The organism is Micromonospora musae (genome assembly GCF_003626545.1).
GTDB lineage: Bacteria > Actinomycetota > Actinomycetes > Mycobacteriales > Micromonosporaceae > Micromonospora > Micromonospora musae.
This window is the reverse complement of sequence record NZ_RAZS01000014.1, coordinates 120,757-140,230: the sequence shown is the minus strand read 5'-3', so window position 1 is coordinate 140,230 and position 19,474 is coordinate 120,757. Positions and strand designations below refer to the sequence as shown.

General features: G+C 72.1%; 19 protein-coding genes. 3 read left to right on the top strand and 16 right to left on the bottom strand.

Annotation, left to right across the window (positions count from 1 at the left end):
• Nucleotides 1-29 precede the first annotated feature (29 nt).
• Complete coding sequence (locus D7147_RS29195; protein WP_120683404.1) at nucleotides 30-1,694, top strand: AMP-binding protein; 1,665 nt, start codon at nucleotides 30-32, stop codon at nucleotides 1,692-1,694.
• Between the two features lie 135 nt (nucleotides 1,695-1,829).
• Here the strand turns inward: D7147_RS29195 and D7147_RS29190 are convergent, their stop codons facing one another.
• From D7147_RS29190 to D7147_RS29145, 10 genes are all read right to left on the bottom strand, one after another.
• Entirely contained in the window at nucleotides 1,830-2,315 is a 486-nt protein-coding gene (locus D7147_RS29190; protein WP_147437465.1) for a hypothetical protein, read from the bottom strand.
• A 91-nt stretch (nucleotides 2,316-2,406) separates the two neighbouring features.
• Nucleotides 2,407-3,000 carry a nucleotidyltransferase family protein gene (locus tag D7147_RS29185; RefSeq protein ID WP_120683480.1) on the bottom strand — a complete coding sequence of 198 codons (594 nt, stop codon included), beginning with the start codon at nucleotides 2,998-3,000 and terminating at the stop codon, nucleotides 2,407-2,409.
• A 196-nt stretch (nucleotides 3,001-3,196) separates the two neighbouring features.
• Complete coding sequence (locus D7147_RS29180; protein WP_325050700.1) at nucleotides 3,197-4,042, bottom strand: GNAT family N-acetyltransferase; 846 nt, start codon at nucleotides 4,040-4,042, stop codon at nucleotides 3,197-3,199.
• A 62-nt stretch (nucleotides 4,043-4,104) separates the two neighbouring features.
• Nucleotides 4,105-5,064, bottom strand: coding sequence for an RNA polymerase sigma factor (locus D7147_RS29175; protein ID WP_120683400.1), 960 nt, complete (start codon nucleotides 5,062-5,064; stop codon nucleotides 4,105-4,107).
• Nucleotides 5,065-5,238: 174 nt separating this feature from the next.
• Nucleotides 5,239-6,918 carry a bifunctional 3'-5' exonuclease/DNA polymerase gene (locus D7147_RS29170; RefSeq protein ID WP_407663398.1) on the bottom strand — a complete coding sequence of 560 codons (1,680 nt, stop codon included), beginning with the start codon at nucleotides 6,916-6,918 and terminating at the stop codon, nucleotides 5,239-5,241.
• Between the two features lie 160 nt (nucleotides 6,919-7,078).
• A complete protein-coding gene (locus D7147_RS29165; protein WP_120683397.1) occupies nucleotides 7,079-8,002 on the bottom strand; it encodes a carbohydrate ABC transporter permease in 924 nt (307 codons plus the stop codon).
• Nucleotides 8,002-8,910 carry a carbohydrate ABC transporter permease gene (locus tag D7147_RS29160; RefSeq protein ID WP_120683394.1) on the bottom strand — a complete coding sequence of 303 codons (909 nt, stop codon included), beginning with the start codon at nucleotides 8,908-8,910 and terminating at the stop codon, nucleotides 8,002-8,004. The genes D7147_RS29165 and D7147_RS29160 overlap by 1 nt, the downstream gene beginning before the upstream one ends.
• A 15-nt stretch (nucleotides 8,911-8,925) precedes the next feature.
• On the bottom strand, nucleotides 8,926-10,371 hold the full coding sequence (gene ngcE, locus D7147_RS29155) for an N-acetylglucosamine/diacetylchitobiose ABC transporter substrate-binding protein (protein ID WP_120683392.1): 1,446 nt from the start codon (nucleotides 10,369-10,371) through the stop codon (nucleotides 8,926-8,928).
• Nucleotides 10,372-10,397: 26 nt separating this feature from the next.
• Nucleotides 10,398-11,147: a sugar isomerase domain-containing protein gene (locus D7147_RS29150; RefSeq protein ID WP_120683390.1), complete on the bottom strand. Its 750-nt coding sequence runs from the start codon at nucleotides 11,145-11,147 to the stop codon at nucleotides 10,398-10,400.
• Nucleotides 11,144-12,103: a MurR/RpiR family transcriptional regulator gene (locus D7147_RS29145; protein WP_120683388.1), complete on the bottom strand. Its 960-nt coding sequence runs from the start codon at nucleotides 12,101-12,103 to the stop codon at nucleotides 11,144-11,146. Before D7147_RS29145 ends, D7147_RS29150 begins: the two co-directional genes overlap by 4 nt.
• Nucleotides 12,104-12,293: 190 nt before the next feature.
• Between D7147_RS29145 and D7147_RS29140 the strand changes: the two genes are divergently transcribed.
• The gene (locus tag D7147_RS29140) at nucleotides 12,294-13,283 is read left to right on the top strand and encodes an N-acetylglucosamine kinase (protein ID WP_120683386.1); all 990 of its coding nucleotides are present in this window, start codon (nucleotides 12,294-12,296) and stop codon (nucleotides 13,281-13,283) included.
• Between the two features lie 126 nt (nucleotides 13,284-13,409).
• Here the strand turns inward: D7147_RS29140 and D7147_RS29135 are convergent, their stop codons facing one another.
• The 6 genes from D7147_RS29135 to D7147_RS29110 form a co-directional block, all read right to left on the bottom strand.
• Nucleotides 13,410-14,318 (bottom strand): carbohydrate ABC transporter permease, encoded by a 909-nt coding sequence (locus tag D7147_RS29135; RefSeq protein WP_120683384.1) that lies wholly within the window; start codon nucleotides 14,316-14,318, stop codon nucleotides 13,410-13,412.
• Entirely contained in the window at nucleotides 14,315-15,223 is a 909-nt protein-coding gene (locus D7147_RS29130) for a carbohydrate ABC transporter permease (protein ID WP_120683382.1), read from the bottom strand. The genes D7147_RS29135 and D7147_RS29130 overlap by 4 nt, the downstream gene beginning before the upstream one ends.
• A 62-nt stretch (nucleotides 15,224-15,285) precedes the next feature.
• Nucleotides 15,286-16,701, bottom strand: a complete 1,416-nt coding sequence (gene ngcE / locus D7147_RS29125; RefSeq protein WP_120683380.1) for an N-acetylglucosamine/diacetylchitobiose ABC transporter substrate-binding protein — start codon at nucleotides 16,699-16,701, stop codon at nucleotides 15,286-15,288.
• Between the two features lie 241 nt (nucleotides 16,702-16,942).
• Nucleotides 16,943-17,176: a hypothetical protein gene (locus tag D7147_RS29120; protein ID WP_120683378.1), complete on the bottom strand. Its 234-nt coding sequence runs from the start codon at nucleotides 17,174-17,176 to the stop codon at nucleotides 16,943-16,945.
• Nucleotides 17,177-17,379: 203 nt separating this feature from the next.
• Nucleotides 17,380-17,817, bottom strand: a complete 438-nt coding sequence (locus D7147_RS29115; protein ID WP_120683376.1) for a VOC family protein — start codon at nucleotides 17,815-17,817, stop codon at nucleotides 17,380-17,382.
• A 1-nt stretch (nucleotide 17,818) separates the two neighbouring features.
• Nucleotides 17,819-18,403: a DinB family protein gene (locus tag D7147_RS29110; protein WP_120683374.1), complete on the bottom strand. Its 585-nt coding sequence runs from the start codon at nucleotides 18,401-18,403 to the stop codon at nucleotides 17,819-17,821.
• A gap of 61 nt (nucleotides 18,404-18,464) precedes the next feature.
• On the opposite strand from D7147_RS29110, the gene D7147_RS29105 reads away from it, so the two are divergent.
• Nucleotides 18,465-19,424, top strand: a complete 960-nt coding sequence (locus D7147_RS29105) for a helix-turn-helix transcriptional regulator (RefSeq protein ID WP_120683372.1) — start codon at nucleotides 18,465-18,467, stop codon at nucleotides 19,422-19,424.
• The last annotated feature ends 50 nt before the right edge of the window (nucleotides 19,425-19,474 follow it).

Here is a 19,474-nt window from a genome sequence, read left to right as displayed (position 1 = left end):
CCGCCGGCCCGGAGCGTGGTCAACAAGTGATGATCTCGCACTTGCGCCCCGCCGAGGAGACGATCAGAAGACACCGCGAGTCGGGGGTGTGGCGCGACGGCGGCCCGCTCGGTGACCTACGCCGATGGCGCGACGACACCCCCGACGCGGTCGCGCTCATCCCGTACCGCGACGGCGCGCCGGCCCGGCGGCTCACCTACGCCGAGTACGCCCACCACGTCGAGCGGTTCGCGGGAGCGCTGTACGAACTCGGGGTGCGGCCCGGCGACGTGGTGGCGATCCAGCTGCCGAACCTCTGGCAGATCAACGCACTGATGCTGGCCTGCGCCCGGCTCGGTGCGACGATCGCGCCGGTGCTCACCACCATCCGCGCCCGTGAACTGGAACGCATCCTGGCCCGCGTCGGCGCCGTCGTCTGCGTGACCGTCGACAGCTGGGCCGGGTACGACCACGCCACCGCCCTGGCGGAGCTGGCGCCCCGGCTGCCCGCCCTGCGGCATCGGGTGGTGCTCGGAGAGTCGGTCCGGGACGGCGAGGTCGACTTCGTCCGCCACTTCCAGGAGACCCCGTGGGAGCGCCGACACCCGGTGGCGCTGGACGAGGCGACCGAGGACCCCTACCGGGCCGCGCTGGTGCTCTTCACCTCCGGCACGTCGGGCGAGCCGAAGGGCATCCTGCACAGCTTCAACACCATCTACGCCGGCATCTCCGCCATCATCGCCGAGGAGCGGATCGGTCCGGACGACGTGCTCTTCATCCCGCACGCGTTCGCCTTCGTCGGGGGCGTGTTGTACGGCGTCACCATGCCGTTGCTCGCGGGAGCCGCCTCGGTGGTGCTGGACGCCTGGAGCAGGGAGGTGGCGCTGCCGCTGCTCGCCGAGACGGGCACCACCGCCATGTTCGCGGCGCCGACGTACTTCTTCGACCTGATCGCCGCGGCGCGCGAAGGCTCCCGGACGCTGCCCGCGCTGCGCCTCGCGGTCACCGGAGCGACCACCATCCCGGGTCGACTCGTCACCGAGACGCCGGGCGCGCTCGGCGTGCCGATGCGGACGCTCTGGGGAATGACCGAGGTGACGGCCCAGACCTGGACCCGCGCCGACCAGCCGGCGGACTGGGGCACCCGCAGCGACGGCCGGCCCGGTCCGGGCCTGGAGGTCGACCTGCGCTCCGTGGAGGAGATCACCCGCGAGCGGCCCGCCCGGCTCTTCGTCCGCGGCGCCGGCGTCTGCCTGGCGACGATGGGCCGCGACAGCGGGGAGCTACGGGTGCTGGCGGAGCAGGACGACGGCTGGTACGACACGGGCGACCTCGCCATCGCCGACGGGGCCGGCGGAATCCGGATCATGGGCCGGGTCGCCGACCGGATCTCCAGTCGGGGCCGAGCCATGATCCCTGTCAACGACGTCGAGACCGAGCTGCTCAACCACCCCGCCGTCGGCGACGTGGCCGTGGTCGGTTACCGGGCCGACGACGGATACGAGGACCCCTGCGCCGTGCTCGTCGCCCGGAGCACCCCGCCACCCACCCTGACCGAGCTGCGCGAACACCTCGCCCAGCGCGGCATGACGCAGTGGTACCAGCCGACCCGGCTGGAGCTGGTCGACACGTTGCCCCGGAACTCGGCCGGCAAGGTCCGCAAGGAGCTGCTCCGGCGCTGGCTGAACGGCGAGGCGGAGCTCCCCACCGGCTGACCGCCGTCGTCCGGGCCGGGCGACCGGCGGCGGTGACCTCCACGCTGCCGGACCGCCCCGTCGACGTACACCTGCCCGCCCGCGTCCGCTGCCGCTGGGGCTCGTTCCGCTCGGGCGACCCGTACGAATCAGGCGTTAGGAGGGGAGGCGGGCGAACTGCTCCTCGTCGACCGGGGCGGGCTGCGGCCGCCGAGCCAGGCCGCGTACCGCTCCGGCCGTCGCGGCGTACGCCGCCACCGGCCCGACGACGGCGAGCGCGGCGACCAGACCGGCCAGGACGGCCCCGCCCGGCGAGACGTCGGTGACCAGGGCTACCGCCGCCGCGCAGAGCGCGGCGGCGAGCATCGCGCCGCCACCGCCGATCAGGGCGCCCACGAACCGTCCCCTTCGTCGCCCCGTCGCCTCGGCGACCAAGACGGCGGGCGCCACCAGCAGCGGCACCGCAACGAAGCCGATCAGCGCGGCGACCACCACGAAGACGGGCCCGGCGAGCGGCCCGCCCGGATCGCCGTTCGTGATCACGGCGTAGCCGAGCAGGCCGAGGTAGCCCACCAGCCCTTCCGACGTAAAGACGAGCCAGGCGACCACGGCTCCGGCGACATGTCGAGCAATCGTTCCCACCGCGCACCCCCGTGCCGCTGACACGTCCGGTCGGCCGGCGGAGAGACGCTATCGCAACGGGCCGTGACCGTGGGGGCACGTATTCGCGAAGTCAGACGCCGACGCGCTGCGGCGGGACGGTCAGCCCGTAGAGCGCCATCAGCTCGGGCGTGTCCACCCGGCTGCCGTCGGCCACCCGGTCACAGGCGATGTCGACGATCTGGTCCTTGTGCGCCAGCAGGTACGGCCGCGCGCCGACATCGGCGCTGGCCAGGGTCGCAATGCCGGCCCAGTGCCGGCGGCCGAAGAGCATCGGGTAGCCGCGCAGCCCGTCGTAGGTGGCGCAGACCAGCACGTCCGGGTACGGCAGGGCGGCGACCCGGCGCACCGCGGCCGAGGTCAGCCCCGGCATGTCGACGGGTACGACGACCACCGCCTCGACCAGCTCGTCGTCGATCGCGGCCAGCCCGGCGCGGATGGAGGAGCCCACGCCGGTCCCCCACGCCCGGTTGACCACCACGGTCGCCCCGGTCAGGTCGGCCGTCTCGCGCACCTGGTCGGCGGCGGCGCCGAGCACCACCACGAGCCGCTCGCAGCCCGCCTCGGTCATCGTGTCGATCATCCTGTTGACCAGGGGCTTCTCCCCCTGGTGCAGCAGCGCCTCCGGTCCGCCGATCCGGCGGCCGCCGCCCGCGGCGATGATCATTCCTGCGATCCGCTTCAGCTGCGCCCCCTCGAGCATGGGACCAGCCGGTCCCGTCCTACGGAGACTGCAACGAGCACGGCCGACCACGGGTGGCGGGGCAAATGAGAAAAATGGTGCAGCCGTTATGCACCGGAGCAGGCGATCGGGCGGCGGGCCGCCAGGACGACAGCGTCCCACCGGCCCGGACCGCCCCTCGTCAGGCGGCCGGCGACGGATCGGTGTCCGCCTGCCACCGCCAGTTCTGCCGGGCGTACCGCACGCGCAGGCCCGCGCGCTCCAGATTCGCCAGCGACTGGTTCTTCGTACCCTCCGCCGGCTGCCCCGTCTCCGCGATCAGCCACCGGCAGCCGGCCGCCCGAGCCGCCTCCGCACGGGCCGCGATCAGGGCCGACTGCACCCCCAGGTTCCGGTGGCTCGGCAGGGTCGACCCGGCGTTCAGCGCGCCGACCGGGCCCCGCACGAAGAGGTTCGCCCCGCCCACCAGGTCGGCGCCGTCCCAGACGCCGTACGGATGGAACTGGGGATGGTCGACGCTCGCGGCCAGCATCTCGGCGAGCCCCTCGATCGGCATGCCGAAGCCCCGCAGTACGACCTGCGCCCACTCGACGGCGTCGCTCTCGCCCACCGGCGCGACCCGCAGCCGGGTGCCGGCACCGGGCCGGACCTGCTCGATCGGGGCAGCGAGCTTCACCCAGGACGTCGCCGGCTCGAGCCCGTGCGCGAGGCGGATCTCGTCCCACTCCGCCGGCAGGACCGACGGCGCGACCTGGATCACCGCCCCCGCGGTGCCCTGGGCGCGGTAGAACGAGACGATCCGGTCCACCAGTTCCCGGGCGACCGGCTCGGTGAAGCCGAACCCGAGCGCCTTGCTCCAGTAAGAGACGGGGTCGTTGCGCATGGACAGGACCACGCCGCCACCGATCCGCTCGACGGCGATCCCGAGCCGCTCCTGGGCGGCCGCCGGCGTCCCCGCCTCGTACGCGTACATGAAGTCCGCCTCGGCCGCCTCGGCCATCGCGGTGGTCAACTCTTCGTTCGTCATGCTCACCTGAACAAGATGGGGGTACGGGGGCGGATAGTTCGGAACGGACGCGGTGGCCTCGGTCACGCCGCGGCGGCCGACTGCTCCACGGGTCGACGGGCGTGGAAGAGGCGGCAACGCTGCGCCCGCCCGCTCTCGAGGTGGTGGATCCACACCGCCCTCGGCGGGCAGTGGAAGGGGTCGTCGGCCGGGTTGACCAGTTCGATCTCCCAGATGGTGAGGTCCCGCCCCGCCACCACGTTCGCGAGGTGGTGATGCACACCCGCGTCGAGGTCCCGTTCCAGCACACCGAGGACGCGTCGGCGACCGAACGACCGGTCGCCACGCGGCCAGTGCCCCTCCAGCGTCGGCGACCAGTACGCCGCGAAGGTGCCCAGGTCCCCTCGGCGGGCGGCCGACAGCGTCTCCTCGGCCCGCCGCCACCGCGCCGAGGTCAGCGACGCCGAGTCGTCATGGGCGGCCTCCGCCGTCGCCAGCACGGCCCGGGCCAACCGGTCCCGGGCCTCGGCGAGCCGGCTGCGCACCGTGCCGATCGGCACCCCGCAGGCGTCGGCGATGTCCTGGTAGGTCGTGACACCGGTGAAGTACCGCAGCACGAGCACCAGCCGCAGCGGTGGCGACAACTGCTCCAGCGCATGCCAGACCCAGTCCCGCAGCGCGTGCCGCTCCAGCGCCTCCGCCGGATCGGGTTCCGGCGAGCGCAGCGCCGCCGCGAGCGGGTCGTCGAGCGGCAGGTCGTGGCGGGCCCGTCGCGCCCGGCAGACGTTCCGGACCACCGCCCGAAGCCAGGGGCCGACCGCCTCCGGATCCCGGACGTCGCCGACGCGGCGCAGCGCCACCACCGTCGCGTCCTGCACGGCGTCCTCGGCGTCGGGACCGTAGCCGAGCAGGGTGATCGCGACCGCGAGCATGGTGGACCGGTGCCGGGCGAGCAGCAACCCCAGGGCGCTCACCTCACCGACCTGCGCGGCGCGCACAAGATCGGCGTCGGTGGGGCCGCCGCCGCGAGGAATCGCTACCATTCGCCGCAATCTACCCGCTCCGCTGGGCCGGCGGCCGCTCCGATGCCTCGCGGGCGGGCGACCGGCGCCGCTCCGGCGGCCGGCCGATGCCGCTCCAGCCGACCGGCGCCTCGCGGGCGGCCGATGCCGCTCCGGCCGGCCGTCGGATGCGTCTGGAGCGGCCGGCCGGGGAGGTCAGGCGGCGTCGGCGTAGCAGTCGACGACGGAGAGATCCAGCGGGAACCGGACCGGAGTGTCGCCGAACAACAACCTCGACGCCCGCTCGCCGGAGCGGGTCACCGCCGCGGCGACCTCGTCTGCCTGTTCGGCGGGGGCGTGCACGATCACCTCGTCGTGCTGGAAGAAGACCAACTCCGCCCCGGTGCCCGCGAGGTCGGCCCGCAGCGTCGCCAGCAGCGTCGACGCCCACTCGGCGGCGGTGGCCTGGATGACGAAGTTGCGGGTGAAGCGTCCCCGGGATCGGGCCGCGCGGGCCCGGGAGCCGCGCGGATCGTCGTCGTCCGGATCGGGCGCACCCTCCCCCGCCTCCGAGAACCCGACCGAGCCGGGTGGGCAGGTCCGCCCCAGCCAGGAGCGCACCAGGCCGCCGGCCTCGCCGGTGCGGGCCGCCGCCTCGACGTAGCCGAACGCCGTCGGGTAGCTGCGCCGAAGCACCGCCAACGCGGGCACCGCCGCTCCCCCGGTCTGGCCGTACATCGCGCCGAGCAGCGCCACCTTGGCCCGGGCCCGATCGCCGCCGAACGCGTCCTGGGCGAGAGCCGCGTAGAGGTCGCCGGCGCCGCCTGCCGCCGCGAGCCGGCCGTCGCCGGAGACCGCGGCGAGCACCCGGGGTTCGAGCTGACCGGCGTCGGCGACCACGAGCCGCCAGCCCGGGTCGGCCACCACCGCCCGCCGGATCACCTTGGGGATCTGCAGCGCCCCGCCGCCGCGCGTCGCCCACCGGCCGGAGACCACCCCGCCGGGGACGTACTCCGGCTGGAACCGGCCGTCGCGCACCCACTGCTCGCGCCACGACCAGCCGTGCGCCGTCCAGATCCGGTAGAGCTCCTTGTACTCCAGGACGAGCGGCACCGCCGGGTGGTCGACCTCGCGCAGCACCCAGGCCCGGGTGTTGGGCAGCTCCACCCCGGCGCGGGCGAAGGCGCGCAACAGCTCCGCCGGGGAGTCGGCGTGCACCTGGCGTACGCCGAACGCGTCGGCGATCCGGGCGGCCAGCTCGGCCAGCCGGCGCGGCGGCCCGCCGACCGGGGAGGGCTCACCGAGCAGCTCGGCGAGGATCTCGTCGTGCACCTCGGCGCGCCAGGGCAGCCCGGCGACCCCCATCTCCACGGCGATCAGCGCGCCGGCCGACTCGGCGGCCACCAGCAGCCGGAACCGGCCGGGGTGCTCGGTGGCGGCGATCCGGGCGAGCTGGTCGGCGTAGACCCGCACCAGCGCGTCGATGCCCGGCCCCGGCTGGCCGGCGGGCGTGTCGAAGAGCGCGACCTGCCCGAGGCCGGGCGGCGCGGCCGGACGCGGCGGCGGATCGGCGGGCACGGGCGCGCCCGTGAGCCGGGCCCACGCGGCGGCCGGCGAGCGGGGCTCGCCCCAGCGGCCGGCGTGGCCGAGCAGCAGCGCCTCGGTCAACTCGACGTCGTGACAGCGCTCCACCCGCACCCCGGCGCGCAGCAGGCCGGGGTAGACGGCCGCGCCGGACGCCCAGACCCAGCGCGGGTGCTCGGCCCGCTCGCGCGCGGCCACCGCTGCGGCGAGGTCGGCCACCGCCTCGGGTGGACCGGCAGGCCGCCCGCCGTCGTCGAGCGCCTGCAGCACCCCACCGCCGCCGCTCTCGCCACCCACCACCGCCACCAGCACGAACGCGATTCTGCCTCGCCCGTCTGACACCCCCGTCGTGCACACCCCCGTCGTGGACGGCCTCGTTCACGGAAAGAGTGGCTATCCCCCGTGTAACAGCCACTCTTTCCGTGAACGTGCTCCCCCGCCGGGCGCGGGCGGACCCCGGCGGGCGGTGGGGTTACTTGACGGCGCCGGAGGTGAGGCCGGACTGGATCTGGCGCTGGAAAATCGCGTACACGATGATCATCGGCAGGATCGCGATGGTGAGGGCGGCGAAGAGGCCGGACCAGTCGGCCTCGTAGCCGGCGTTCACGGAGATGTCGGCGATGCCCTGGGTGAGCACCCACTTGTCCTTCGCGTTGGAGAGCAGCACCAACGGCAACTGGTACTGCGCCCACTGACCGATGACGTTGAAGATCGTGAGGCTGATCAGACCCGGCTTCGCCATCGGCAGCATCACCTGGAAGAAGAGCCGGGTGTGCGAGCAGCCGTCGATCATCCCCGCCTCGGCCACCGACGAGGGCAGCGTCTTGAAGAACGCGGCCAGGAAGAAGATCGTGAACGGCAGCGAGTACGCGATGTAGACCAGCACCAGCCCGGTGTGGGTGTTCAGCAGGCCGAGGTTCTTCACCACGAAGAAGAGCGGCACCAGGGCCAGGAACACCGGGAAGGCCAGACCGGAGACGAAGAGGTAATAGATCACCCGGTTGCCCCAGAACTTGTACCGGGCCAGCACGTACGCCGCCATCGAGCCGAAGAGCATCGTGCCGAAGGTGCCGAGCCCGACCACGATCACGCTGTTCAGGAAGTACCGGCCGACGTTCGCCTTGGTCCAGGCCCGGGCGTAGTTCTCCCAGCGCAGCTCCCCCGGCAGGGTCCACGGGCTGCTGAAGATCTCGGTGGTGTTCTTGAACGAGGCCAGGAACGTCCAGAGGATCGGCACGATCACGATCACCGCCCAGACGGCGAGCGCTATGTGACCGAGACCGGCGAAGAGCCCCACCTCGGAACGTCGGCCCTTCCCGCGCCGCCCGGCGCCTTTCCGGGCCCCGGTCTGGGGCAGCGCCGCCGGTGTCGGCGGCAGCGTCGACTGCGGGTTCATCAGTACTCCACGCTTTCCCGCTTGCTGAGCCGCAGCGTCAGCGCCGCGAACGTGATGGTCAGGAAGAACAGCGCCACGCCCATCGCCGAGGCGTAGCCGTACTTCGAGTAGACGAAGGCGTTGCGGTAGATCTCCATGGCCAGGACCGTGGTGGCCCCGTCCGGGCCGCCGCCGTCCACCGAGAGCACCGCCACGATGGCGAACGCGTCGAACGCGGCGATGCCGAGGTAGACCCAGGCGACCTGGAGGGTGTCCCAGAGCAGCGGCAGGGTGACCCGGAAGAAGAGCGTCACCCGGGTCGCGCCGTCCATCTCGGCGGCCTCGTAGATCTCGGTCGGAATGGAGGCCATCCCCGCGGAGAAGAGCACCACGTAGAAGCCGACCGCCTGCCAGACCAGCACCGCGAGGATGGACCAGAGGGCCAGGTTCGGCTTGATGAGGAAGAGCACCGGATCCAGGCCGAGCTTCATCAGCACGCCGTTGATCAGGCCGGACTCGTTGGGCCGGTAGACCATCTGGAACAGCACCGCGATGATCGCCACCGCGAGGACCTGGGGGAAGAAGAACACCACCCGGTAGAACTTCGACCCCCAGACCCCCTGGCGTTGCCCGCCGACGCTCCGCCCGCCCACGTTGAGCAGGAAGGCGAAGAAGAGGGCGATGGCGATGGTGATCAGCGGCAGGGCAAGCAGCAGTACGGCGTGGTGCTGGATCGCCTTCCAGAAGTTGCCGTCGTCCAGCAGCCTCCGGTAGTTCTCGAAGCCCACCCACTGTGGAGCCGACAGGCCCCGCCAGTTGGTCATCGAGATCTGGAACGCCTGCGCGTACGGCGCGATGACGAAGACCACGTACAGCGTGACCGGGACGAACAGGAACCCGATCACGAACGGATACTTGCCGTGCCGCATGACCCTACGCTCCGATCAGCGCTTGAACTTGGTGACGGAGGTGTCCTTCTTGATCGCGTCGGCGCGCTTCTGGATCCGCTCAGCGAACGCGTCCGCGTTGATCCGGCCGAACATCAGCTCGTTGGTGGCGGTCCGCGCCTCCGTGTCGAGCTCCTTGTACCAGTTGTCGAAGAGCATGTTGAACACGTTCGCCCCGGCCGCCTTCAGCGCGGCCTGCGAGCTGGCCACGCCCGGCGGGAACTGGTAGCCGTCGCTGCCGGCCGGCACCACCGTGGCCGCACCGACGGTCTCGGTGAAGCCCCGGGCACCCTCCTGCGAGAGCATCTGGCGCATGTACTCCATCCCGCCGCGCGGGTTCTTGCTCTTCGACGAGACGAAGTATCCCTCGCCTCCGGCCGCCCGGATAGCCGTCGCCGGCAGCTTGTCCGACGCGGTGAGGCTCGGCACCGGCATGAGCTGGTAGGTGAAGCCGGCGGGCGTGTCCTTCTTCTGCTCGTTCTCCAGCCAGTCGCCGGACGGGTAGAAGGCGAGCTTGCCCTGGTTCTGGCGCAGCTGCACGTCGGTGTGCTTGAGCCCCTCGAAGCTCTTGTCCGAGTACTTCGCGCCGATCTCGGCCCACGCGGCGGCGGCCTGCTTGACGGCGTCCTGCTGCCAGGCGCCGTCCTCCAGGTTGTCGATGTTCTTCAGCACGTCGGGGCCGCCGATCTTCGCGGCCTGGGTGAGGATCACGTTCCACTGGTAGTAGGCCGCGTTCGCTCCGGCGTACCCGTACGGGGTGATGCCCTTGGCCTTGATCTGGTCGCAGAGCGCCGTGAACTGCTCCCAGGTGGTGGGCGCGGTCCAGCCGTTGTCCTTGAAGAGCTTCCCGGAGTACCAGATGCCGTAGACCGTCGAGACGTAGTACAGGACGTACGGCTTGCGCTGCCCGTCGGCGGTGTCGAACATGCCCTGCTCGACGATGCCCGGGATGACCGTGTCCCGGACCTTCTTGCTCGGGTCGTGGACCGACGGCGCGTCCCAGAGCTCGGTCAGGTCCTGCAGCTGGCCGTCGTTGACCAGCGCACCGAAGTCGAGGAACTTCTCGCCGGAGTTGTTGACGAACTCCGGCGGGTTGCCGCCGGCGAACCGGGGCTGGAGGACGGTGGAGACCGCCTGGGTCGCCTGGTGCTTGACCTCGGACTTGGGGAACGCCTTCTTGTACAGCGGCTCGTGCACGTCGGTGGCGTACTTCTCGCCGTAGCCGCCGTTGAAGATGATCACCTCGATCGGCGCGTCCTCCTTGATGCCGAGCGGGTTGGTGGCGCTCTTGGTGCCACCGGAGACCTGCTCGGTCTCCTCGCCGCCGCTGGTGGCGCAGGCGCCGAGCAGGCCGGCGGCTGGGACGGCCAGGCCGACGGCGGCGGCACGACGGAGCACCGTGCGACGGTCGAGCGCTGTCGGGTGCTCGGGGGTAATCGACATCGTCGTCTCTCCTTGTGGGATTCGAGTCAGGCGGTGCGCCGGAGACGCCCGGCGTACCGCGACTCGAGGGCGAGGTTGTGCTCGTCCCCGCCGGGGACGTTGGCGGAGAGGTAGATAGGGGGTGCCTCTCCGGCCTGGTGGAACCGTCGTACGACCTCCGCGGTCAGCAGCTGCGCCAGCAGCGCGGTGGTGACCGAGGAGACCGCACAGACCGCGCCGCCGCCCTCGAGCGGCAGCAGTGCGTCGCCGTACGGTGCGCCGTTGTCCAGCACCACGTCGGCGAGGTCGGCCAGCCGCCGGCCGGACGGGTGCCGGGGGGCGACTCGCGCGGTGTGCTCTACCGAGGTGACCGCGATCAGCGGATGACCGCGGTCGGTGACCAGCGTCGCGAGCTCGACGACCGAGCCGTTGATGCCGGACTGGGACGCCACCACGAACACGTCCCGCGGTTCGGGTGCCGCGAGCGCGTAGATCCGGTGGGCGATGGAGGGGTCGCGTTCCAGCTTCGGGTCGGCGAGCACGTCGCGTGAGTCGCCGCCGTGCAGCACCAGGTCGTGCACCGAGAGCCGGTTGGTGGGCACCAGCCCGCCGGCCCGGGCCACGAGTTCGGCGGCGAACGCCTCCGAGTGGCCGGCGCCGAAGGCCTGGAGCACGCCGCCGTCGCGCAGGCTGGTGGCGATGAGGTCGGCGGCCCGGTCGAGCCCGTCGGACTGGGTGTCGACCAGCCGGTCGAGGACCGGGCGGACGGCGTCCGCGTACGTCTGTGCGCTGATCACGACGCGGCTCCTCTCGCCTTGTGGCCGTCGACCGCCTGGGCGGTACGCCGGAAGGCCGCGTGGGCCCGGTCGTGGGTCCGCTGCGCCACGGCGATGTAGAGCAGGTCGAGCACGACCAGCTGGGGGTGGCGGGCGCTGAGCGCGTCCGGCCGGAAGGTGGTGGCCTGGCTGGCGGTGATCAGGACGATGTCGGCCAGCTCGGCCAGCGGCGAGCGGGGGAAGCCGGTCAGCGCCACGGTGGTGGCGCCTCGGCTGCCCGCCTCGGCGAGCATCTCGATGGTCTCCCGGGTCTGCCCGGTGTGCGAGATGCCGAGCGCCACGTCGGCGGGGCGCAGCAGCGCGGCGCTGGCCAGGCCCTCGTGCACGTCGTTCCAGGCCCACGCCGCGACGCCGATGCGATGCAGGCTGAACTGCATCTCCTCGCCGACCAGGGCGCTGCCGCTGGCGCCGAAGATGTTCACCCGGGAGGCGCCGGCGATGGCGACCGCGGCCCGCTCCACCTCGGCGAGGTCGAGCAGCGCGGCGGTGTCGTGCATGGCCCGGGTGTCCGCGGCGATGACCTGGTCGAGCACCCGGGTGAGCGGGTCGCCGGGCTGGATCTCCCGGCCGATGTCGACGGTCCAACCGGCCGAGCGCGCCCGCCCGGTCTCCGCGGCGATGCCCAGGCGCAGGTCGGCGTAGCCCTCGAAGCCCATGGCGCGGCAGAACCGGGTGACGGTCGCCGGTGAGGTGCCGCTCCGCTCGGCCAGCTCCACGATGGTGGACCGGGCGGCGGCCTCCGGGTCGCTCAGCACGTGCTCGGCGACCCGGCGCAGCGCCCCGGTCAACTCGGCGAGGCCGGTGCGGACCCGGGCGAGCACGCCGTCGCTGGCGGCGGCGCGTACGCCCCGTCGGTCGAACGCGTCGGCGTCGACCACCGCGGTCCCCGCGGAGGTGTCCACCTCGTGATCAACCATGGGACGCCTTTCGAAAAGACTGTTAACTGATAGTGGTAAAAGTTCTTACTGAAGGCCCCTCCATGTCAAGACTGTGGGCGAAGTTTTCAAACTGTTACCTCCTGCGCCGGTCAGGGGCACCCTCCGGCGCTTGCCCCCGCCCGCTTCGACGACCAGCATGAATGCCACATCGATCAAGGGGTGGGTGCGGATGTCCGGAACCGTGGTGGTGGGCCTCGACGTCGGAGGTACGTCCACTCGGGCCACCGCCCTCCACCTGGACGGACGACAGCTCGGCACCGGTCGGGCCGGCGGCGGCAACCCCACCAGCCACGGCGCCGAACGGGCGGCCGCCGAAGTGCTGGCCGCGCTGCGTGGCGCGCTCGCGAACGTCGATCCGGCCCGGGTACGCGCCGGCGCCATCGGGCTCGCCGGCGCCGGCCGGCTGCTCGCCGACGCGGCCGGGCGGGCGGCCTTCGACCGGGCCTGGCACGAGGCCGGGCTGCGCTGCCCGTACGCGGTGCACGGCGACGCGCTGGTGGCGTACGCCTCGGGCACCGCCGAACCCGACGGAACCGTGCTCATCGCCGGCACCGGCGCGATCGCCGCCGAGGTCCACGACCTGCGGCTGGACCGCGTCGCGGACGGGCACGGCTGGCTACTCGGCGACGCCGGCTCCGGTTTCTGGCTGGGCCGGGAGGCGGTCCGCGGGCTGCTCGCCGACCTGGATCGCGGCCACCCGCCGGACGCGCTGGGCCGGCAGGTGCTCACCGAACTGCTCGGCTCGACCGAGGTGGCGGCCCGCCCCCGCGACACGGTCGACACGCTCATCCAGGTGGTGACCCGCCGTCCCCCGGTGGAGCTGGCCCGGCTGGCGCCGGCCGTGGTCGCCGCCGCGGCCGTGGGCGAGCCGGCGGCGGCCGAGCTGATCGCCACGGCCGCCACCCACCTGATCGGCAGCGTGGAGCGGATCCGGCCGACCGGCATCCGCACCCCGCTCGTGCTGGGCGGGGGGCTGCTGACCGGGGACACGCCGCTCGCCGCCGCCGTACGGGCCGAGGCCGCCCGGCGCTGGCCGCACGCGCCACTGCGCCCCGCCGGCGACGGGGCTGCCGCCGCGGCCTGGCTCGCCGCCCGGGACCTGCCCGAGGTCGCCGACCCGGCCGCGCTGCACGCTCTGATGATCGCCCCGACCCCCTGACCTTCCGCCGGGCGCCCGCGCCGGCACGGAGGATCGGATTCGGTCAGCTCGCGTCCACATTGTCGGCCGACGCCGCTCGACGGCGGGCGAGAGGACGCCCGCTCGTGGTGCGAGCGGGCCCCGCGCTCACTTGAGCTGGCCGGCGGTCAGGCCGGACTGCACCTGACGCTGGAAGATCACGTACACCACCAGCACCGGCAGGGTGGCGATGGTGAGACCGGCGAAGAGCCCGCTGTAGTCGCCCTGGTAGCCCTGGCTGACCGCCAGCGCGGTGAGCCCCTGGGCCAGCACCCACTTCGAGTCGTCGCCCTGCATGAGCACCTGGGGCAGGATGAACTGGTTCCACTGGCTCAGAAAGTTGAAGATCGCGATGCTGATCATTCCCGGTCGAGCCATCGGCAACATCACCCGGAAGAAGAGCCGGAAGTGGCCACACCCGTCGATCAGCGCCGCCTCCGCGACCGTGGTCGGCAGAGTCCGGAAGAACGCGGTCAGGAAGAAGACCGTGAACGGCAGCGAGTAGGCCGCGTACACCAGGATGAGACCCGTCCAGGTGCCGAAGAGACCGGCGTTGCGCACCACGAAGAAGAGCGGCACGAGGGCCAGGAAGACGGGGAACATCATCCCGCCGACGAAGAGGTAGTAGGCGATCTGCCGGCCCCGGAACTCGTACCGGGCGAAGACGTACGCCGCCGCGGCACCCAGCAGCATGGTCAGGGTGAGCGAGCCGGCCACCACGATGGCGCTGTTCAGGAAGTAGCGGCCGATGTGCGCCTCGGTCCACGCCCGGGCCCAGTTCTCGAAGCGCAGCGCCCCGGGCAGCCCCCACGGGTCGGCCAAGATCTCGACGTCGCTCTTGAACGAGCTGATGAACATCCAGAGCAGCGGCAGTACGGTGAGCAGACCCCACAGCAGCAGGAAGCCGTGCGAGAAGACGTTCGCCGCGCCGGACTCGCCGCGCAACGCCCGGTCTCGCGGCACCCGCCGCTCGTCGGCGGCGGCGCCCTCGGAGGCGGGCTTGTCGAGAATGGTCACGAGTACTCGATCCGATCACGCCGGGCGGCCCGCAGGGCCAGTACCGCCACCGACAGGGTCAGGAAGAACAGCACCACGCCGATCGCCGAGGCGTACCCGAACTTGCTCTCGCTGCCGAAGGCCGTCTCGTACATCCGCAGGCCGATGACGTCGGAGGAGAAGTTGGGGCCGCCGTTGGTCATCTGCTGGATCAGGATGAACCCGTCCAGCGCCGCGATCGCCAGGTAGATCCAGGCGACCTGCACGGTGTCCCAGAGCAGCGGGATGGTGACCCGGCGCAGGGTCGTCCACCGGGACGCGCCGTCGAGCAGCACGGCCTCGTAGATGTCGCGGGGAATCGCCGACATGGCCGCGCCGAAGAGGACCACGTAGAAGCCCACGTTGGCCCAGACCATCACCGCCAGCACGCACCAGAAGGCCGTACGGGGGTCGCCGAGCCAGGTCGGCGCGGGCAGGCCGACGGCGCGGAGGGTGCCGTTGAGCAGGCCGCTGTTCGGGTGGTAGACCTCCTTCCAGAGCAGGGCGATGATGACCACCGAGAGCACCTGCGGGAAGAAGTAGACCATCCGGTAGACCGCCGTACCGCGTACGCCGGTCACGCCGGCCCGGCCCTTGCGGCCGCCCATGTTGAGCATGGTGGCGAAGAAGAGACCGAGCCCGATCGTCAACACCGGCACCACGGCGAGCAGCCACGCGTTGTTCTTGAGCGCGTTCCAGACCCGCCCGTCGTGCAGCAGCGCCTCGAAGTTGGCCAGGCCGACCGGGTCGGCCTCGGCGGAGTAGCCGAGCCAGTCGGTGGTCGAGATCTGGAAGGCCTGCAGGTACGGCGACACGACGAAGACGAGGTACAGCAGCAGCGGCGGCACCAGGAACGTCACGATCAGCGGGTACTTGCCATGTCTCACGAGTTGGACCTACTCCCGGAAGCGGTGACCGGTGGGGACCGTCGGTCCCCACCGGTCGGACGTCACGCGGCCCGCTTGTACTTCTTGATCGAGCTGTCCTGGGCGATCGAGTCGGCGCCCCGCTGGCACTGGTCGAGGAACTCCGCCGGGCCGATCCGGCCGCTGAAGAACTCGCCGCACGCCGCGTCGACGAGCTCCCGCTCCAGCTTGCGGTAGTAGTTGTTGTAGACCCAGTTGAAGCCGTTGCTGCCGGAGGCGTCGAGCGCCTTGACCACGGTGTCGAGACCGAACGGCAGCTCGATGCCCTCGGTGGAGCCGGCCACGATGGTGAGGCTGGCGACCTTGCGGGTGAAGTCCTGCGCGCCCTTCTTGGAGAGCATGACCCGGAAGTACTCCAGGCCGCCGGGCAGGTTCTTCGCCTTGGCCGGCACCATGAACGGCTCGCCGGCGGTGCCGCGGATCGCCTCGTACGGCAGCTTGTCGCTGCTGCCGAGGCTCGGCGTCGGCTGGACGGTCATGTTGAAGCCCTCGGGGGTCACCTTCTTCTGCTCGCTCTCCAGCCACGAGCCGCAGGAGATGAAGGCGGCCTTGCCCTGGCACCACGCGGTCTGCGACTGCACGTGGTCCAGGCCGGGCGAGCCGTCCAGGATGTACTTGTCCTTGACGATCTGGTGCCAGGCGTCGGCCGCCGCCTTCATCGCGTCCGACTTCCAGGCGTTCGGCTCCAGGTTGTCGATCGCGGTGGCGACGGAGGGACCGCCGAACTTGATCGCGGTGGCGATCAGCGGCCAGCTCATGTAGCGGGGGTGCTTGCCGGCGTACGTCCAGGGGGCGATGCCCGCCGCCTTGATCTGCCGGCAGAGCGCGATGTGCTCGTCCCAGGTCTTCGCATACTGCCAGCCGCGGTCGCCGAAGAGCTTGGTGGAGTGCCAGATGCCGTACGCGGTGTAGGTGTAGTTCAGCACCAGGAACCTGCCGTCGTACGACCCGACCTCGACCGCGCCCGGCAGCAGCGTGTCCTTGACCGTCTTGCCGGGGATGTCGAGGCTCGGCGCGTTGAGCACGTCGCCCAGGTCGGCGATGGCGTTCTGGGAGACCAGGCCGTTGAAGTCGATCTGGCCGGCGCCGGAGTTGTTCACCACGTCGGGCGGGGTGCCGTCGACGAAGCGCGGCTGGAGAGTCTTGTTGATCTCCTGCGTCGCCGAGTGCTTGATCTCCGCCTTCGGGTACTTCTCCTTGTACATCGCCTCGTGGGACTTGGCGTACTCCTCGCCGAAGCCGCCGTTGAAGATCACGACCTCGAGCGGGGCGTCCTCCTTGACGCCGAGCGGGTTCTGGTCACTCTTCGTGCCCTTGTACGTCTCCGCGTCGCTGTCGCCGCCACCGCCACCGGTGGCGCAGCCGGCGAGCAGACCGGCGGCGGGAGTGGCCAGCAGGCCGGCGGCGGCGGTCCGCCGCAGGATGTCACGCCTGTTCATGCTCTCTCCTCGGTTCGGGCCGGGCGGCCGTCGGTGGGTGGGGGTGGGCGGCCGCCGTACGAGGGCGGGGGGGCTGTTGATTGTCTTCAGTTCACAGATTGTTGCTGAAGAATTTCTACGACAGCCGGGCGCGTACTGCAATACCTGGGCACCGAACCGTTATCCAGGCGCACGATGCGGGCGGCCCTCGCCCCGCCGACGCGCCGCGCGCCCACCGCGGCGAACCCACGACGAGCCTCGCTCACCCCCGGATCCGGCCGGCCCTGCCACGCCGTAGCAGCACCACCGCGATGACGACGGCCGCGACCACACCGGGGCCGCAGTGGACCAGCAGAACCCCGGCCAGGCTGGGTCCACCCCAGTCGTGCCGGTAGGTGGCGGGATCACCCATGTCGATCACGAAAGGCTCGGCGATCGCCCGCACCACCAGGTAGAGGCCGAGAACCAGACCGAGAACCGAGGCTGTCTTCCGCACGTCCCACTCCGATCACCAACGTCGATGTCACTCCCGGAGTCATGCTGCGCCCCACCGTCGGCCCGCACATCGGACCACGGGTTGACTCGCCACGTCATACGACAGCACCAGCACCGCCCCCGGCCCACGCCGGACGCCTACAGCTCGGGACAGCGGTGCCCCCGCCGCAGAGTTCACCGGCGGGGGCCCCGAGGCGCGGCCGATCAGTCGAGGCAGAACTCGTTGCCCTCCGGGTCGGCCAGCACGATGTGACCGGCGCCGAGCGGGGGCGCGGGCTCGTGGCGCTCGAGCCGGGTCGCACCGTGGGAGACGAGCCGCTCGGCCGCCGCCTCCAGGGCCGCCATCCGCGCCTCGCCCTCGAGCCCCGGGGCGGCTCGCACGTCGAGGTGCACGCGGTTCTTGGCCTGCTTGCGCTCCGGCACGCGCTGGAAGAACAGCCGCGGCGCGACGCCCTCGGGGTCGACCAACGCCGACGCGTCGTTGCGGCGCTCCGGTGGCACACCCATCGCCTCCAGCGCCTGCTCCCACGACTCGAAGCCCGCGGGCGGCTCCTGCACCCGGTAGCCGAGGGCCTCGGCCCAGAACGCCGCCAGCGCGGCCGGGTCGGCGCAGTCGAACGTGATCTGAATGTCGCGGGCCATCTCAGCTCGCCTCCTGCCGGGTCGGTCGGTGGGTGTGCAGATACAGGTCGCGGAGCAGGCACACCTCGGCGAGGTGGTGGATCACCTCGCGGTTGACGTGCAGCACCAGCTCCGCCAGGGGCCGCTCGGCGTACGGTCCCTCCGCCGTTCCGCACGGGCGGTCGAGGCCGGTCTCGCCGAGCGATTCGACCCCGGTGCGCCAGGTGGCGTACTCGGTGTCGAGCTGGGCCAGCGCCGTGGACGCGGTCGCGGCGTACTCGAACGACTGGTAGTCGGTGGGCGCGCGACCGAAGTGCGCGGCGTTGCGCACCGCGAGTACGCCGACGATCACGTGCCCGAGCCGCCAGGCGATCGTCGTGAACGGTGCCGGGTCGGGCTGCGGCATCGCGAAGTCGATGGTCGTCGCGCCGGACCCGACCGGCACCGGCCCGACGCCTGCGCGGCGCGGGCGCACGCTCCAGCAGCTCGGCACCGGCTCCCACAGGTACTCGTCGTCGGTGAGTCCGTCGAGGCGCTCTCTCAGCTGGTTGGTCCAGTGCCAGGCGAGCTGGTCCCGGACCCTGGAATTCCAGGTCTGGTCGGTCATGGTTGCAGCCTCCGCCAGATTGCGGACAGGAACGTTCCGTGATCCGTGGAACGATGACCGCGTGACCGTTGAGGCAACGACCGAGCGGGTGCTGCGGTTGCTGGCGCTGCTGCAGCGGCGCCCCTCCTGGACCGCCGCCGAACTCGCCGCCGAGCTGAGGGTCACCGACCGGTCCGTGCGCCGCGACGTGGAGCGGTTACGCGCGCTCGGCTACCCCGTGCACGCGACGTCCGGTGTCGGCGGCGGCTACCAGCTCGGCGCGGGCACTCGGCTGCCGCCGCTCCTCCTCGACGACGAGGAGGCGATCGCGACCGCCGTCTCCCTACGGCTGGCGTCGGGCGGAACCGTCGCCGGGGCGGGCGAGGCGGCGCTGCGGGCGCTCACGAAGCTCGACCAGGTGATGCCGTCCCGGCTGCGGGCGGAGGTGCGGGCGGTCCACGGCGCCACCGAGACCCTCGTCGGCCCCGGAGTCGAGATCGACGCGGAGCTGCTGGTGACGCTCGCGCGGGCCTGCCGCGACGCCGTACGGGTGCGGTTCCGCTACGCCGGGCGCGACGGCGACGAACGCGAGCGCACTGTCGAACCGGTGCGGATGGTCACCACCGGCCGCCGCTGGTACCTGATGGCCTGGGACGTCGACCGCGACGACTGGCGCACCTTCCGGCTGGACCGGATGCGCGAGGCGGTGGCCACGACCTGGCGCTTCCGGCCGCGGGAGCATCCGGACCCGGTCGCCTACGTGCAGCGGTCGGTGACCGGTTCGCCGTACCGGCATCTCGCCCGGGTCCGGGTGCACGCGCCGCCCGAGCGGGTGCGGGAGATGGTGCCGCCGCAGGTGGGGCGGGTCGAGGACGACCGCGACGGGTGGTGCCTGCTCGTCGTCGGCGGGGAGAACCTGAACTGGCTCGCCGCGCACATCGCCCAACTGGGCTTCGAGGCCGAGGTGCTGGAGCCTCCGGAGCTGCGGGAGGCCGCCGCGCTGCTCGCCCGCCGCCTCGCGGGGATGGCCGGGGCCGGTTGACGGGCCGGTCCTCGCGCCACCCCGTGCTCGCGGATCGCGCCCCCACCGGG